The sequence below is a fragment of the Candidatus Hydrogenedentota bacterium genome, assembly GCA_018005585.1.
Lineage (GTDB): Bacteria > Hydrogenedentota > Hydrogenedentia > Hydrogenedentales > JAGMZX01 > JAGMZX01.
Genome location: JAGMZX010000023.1, coordinates 1 through 2954, shown reverse-complemented (window position 1 = coordinate 2954; position 2954 = coordinate 1). Strand labels below are relative to the sequence as shown.

1 protein-coding gene is annotated in these 2954 nt (G+C 66.5%); it reads right to left on the bottom strand.

All coding sequences use genetic code 11. From position 1 onward, the window contains the following. On the bottom strand, positions 1–2280 hold a 2280-nt coding region (locus KA184_05875), incomplete at its 3' end, for an AAA family ATPase (GenBank protein MBP8129091.1). Positions 2281–2954: the final 674 nt, after the last annotated feature.

The window sequence follows — 2954 nt, the reverse complement described above, 5'->3', positions numbered from 1 at the left end:
CAGTTCTTCCATGACAATCATCTGTGCGCGGTCCGGGGGCGGTGGCGCGGGCGGTGGTTCGGGCGGTGCTGCGGGCGGCGTGGGCGCGGTGCCCGGCGTCTCGAACTGCGCGGGTGTTTCCGCTGACGGCGCGGGCACGGCGTCCGGGATCTCCGCGGGCGCGGGTATTTCCGCTGACGGCGCAGGCACGGCGTCCGCGATTTCCGCGGGCGCGGGTGTTTCCGCTGACGGCGCAGGCACGGCGTCCGGGATCTCCGCGGGCGCGGGTATTTCCGCAGACGGCGCAGGCGCGGCGTCAGGGGTTTCCGCGGGCGCTGCAGGAGGTGTTCCCGCCATGGGCTTGTCCTCGGGCAACGAGGCAGGCGCCGGTTCGGGCGGCGACGGCGACGGGGCCGTTTCCAAGACTGCGTCGTCCGGCGGGGCAGCCGCGGGCGGCGGCGTTTCCGCCGCCGGTTCAGCCGCAACCTCAGGGGCCGCCGGAGTCTCTGGCTCCGCGGTGGGTGCGGCGTCCGCTGCCTGCGGCGCGACAGTCGCGGCCTGCTGCACATGGGGTTCCGGCACCGGCACGTCAAGCGGGCGCAGCGCGGGCGTGGGCGTTTCCGGGAGCCAACTGGTCAACACCATGCGCACCTGCTTGCCCGCGCGCCCGTCGACCAGCAAGCCTGTGTCGGCCTGGAGCCGGCTGACCGCGGCGGCGGTTTCCGCGTCGTACGCGGCGGTGGTGTTTTCCGGCGACAAGCGGCCCGTGCGCCGCAGCGCTTCCTTGAGCCGGGCCACGGGCTCGCCGGCCGTGTTCGGCAACAACACCTGCGCGGCCGGATTCGGGTCCCGCCAGACAACGACCGCTTCCCCCGCGTAGTAGGCCAGGAATTCCTGACGCGCCGCCAGCACGGTCTCTTCGGGCGCTGCGGTTACGCGCAACTCTTCGCCGTCGACACCCGCCAGCGCAATCCACAGGTCCTTCGTGCCCATGCGCATTTTCACGAACGCGGGAAGGTTCACGGCGAGCAATTGTTCCAGCGCCGGGCGGAGCACCTCGTACGACAGGTTGTTGCGCGCCGCGAATCCCGTCAGCGCTTGTATGCTGGAATCCTCGGGCGGCGCGGCGGACGGGTCGAGTTTCCACGCCGACAGCAGCGCGCCGGAGGCGGCCTGTAATGCCGTTGCGGGCTCCACATGGAGCATAGCTGTTATGAAATCGCTGCGGCCGGATGTCTGCGCGGCGGCCGCTTCCGGCGCGGTGGATGGGGCCGATGCGTTCGCCGTTTCGAGCGTGGAAGGCCGCGGGGGCGAAGGGGTCAGCGCGGGCGCGGGGCGCGTATTCTGCGTCGTGACTTCCTCCAGCAGGTTCTCCAGGGGCCGCACAATCCCGTAGAAGATGAGTCCGACGAGAACCACAGCCGCCACGAGCAGCGCCGGGCTCGGCACGAGCCGCCGCAGGAACTGCGAGAAGACGCTGCGCCGGCTCCGCACCCGCTCGCCGTGGATTTCCCGCGCGGCGGCGCGCACGATGGCGGCGGTGATGGTGCGAACCTCTTTCGTGTAGCCCACGAGCAGCGCCCGGTCGCATACGGCGTTGATCACGCGCGGAACCCCGCGCGAGAACTTGTAGATTGCGCGCACCGCCTTGCGGTCAAACTGGACTTTGCGGCGCCCGCCCGCCACGTGCAGCCGGTACGCGATGTATTGCAGCGTCTCCGTTTCCGTGAGCGGCTTCAAGTGGTAACGCGCCGTAATCCGCTGATTGAGCTGGCGCAGCTCCTTCAGCGCGAGCACTTCGGCCAGTTCCGGCTGGCCGATCAGAATAATCTGAAGCAGCTTGTCCTTCTCGGTTTCGAGGTTGGACAGGAGCCGGATCTGTTCGAGCACCGGCGGCGTCAGGTTTTGCGCCTCGTCAATGACGAGCACGCAGTTGCGGCCCCGCGCCGCGGCATCGAGCAGGTATTGGTTCAGCGTGTCCACCAGTTCCAGCGCCGTATCCGCGGCGCAGTCGATGCCGAACTCCCCGTTGATCTTTTTCAGCAGTTCGATAGCGCTCAACGCGGGGTTGAAGATGAAGGCGATGTCTGTCTCAGGGTCGAGTTGATTCAACAGATTGCGGCAGATAGTCGTCTTGCCTGTGCCGATCTCGCCCGTCAGCATCACGAACCCGCTGTGGTTCTTGATGCCGTAGAGCAGGTGCGCGAAAGCCTCCTTGTGCTTGTCGCTCAGATACAGAAACTTCGGATCCGGCGTCAGGTTAAAGGGCTTTTCTCGAAGACCGTAGAATACTTCGTACATGCAAACCTCGCGGATATGTCCCGCAGGGCGAAAAACGCCACCCCGGCGGTGTTGAACCATAAGGAAAACACCGCCAGTCCTGGCGCAGACGCACCCGCAGCCCCGCAGACCCCGGGGAAAACGGCGCTACACTGCCACCTTTCCGCTTCCAGCCGGTAGCCTAACACGGAAAACGCGTGGAATCAAAGACTTGCCGCGTTTCTGTACATTGGCGCGGGCGTCCCGCCCGTGTTCGCTGCCTTCTCCTGTCAGGGGACCGGCACAAGCGACCCCGCGCTTCGGCCAATGTCTCGCGGGATATCCGCCTCCGCGCCCCCTCTCCGTGTCCCCTGCGCCTCTGTGGTGCTTGCCCATGCCACACCGGGGCAGAAGCCGTCTTCGCCGTGGTCGCAGCGGTGGTAGGCGCCCGCGTTGTAGAATTGGATCACCCGAAGCAGTTCGGTAATGCTGATCGCCCAGTCCCGCGGCGCGTAATCGCTGGAATGGCAGGTGCAAGCCTTCCAGGGGACTGGCACAAGCGACCCCGCGCTTCGCGGGGGAGACGTGCCTGTTTGAATGTATAAGGTGGGTTTGAATCAGGGAAGCCTCCCTGGGGATAGAATGGTCTTGGAGAAAACAGCATTCGCTCCACAACAAGAGGAGGCCTCCAATGAAAAGGTACCACTACGTGGGTC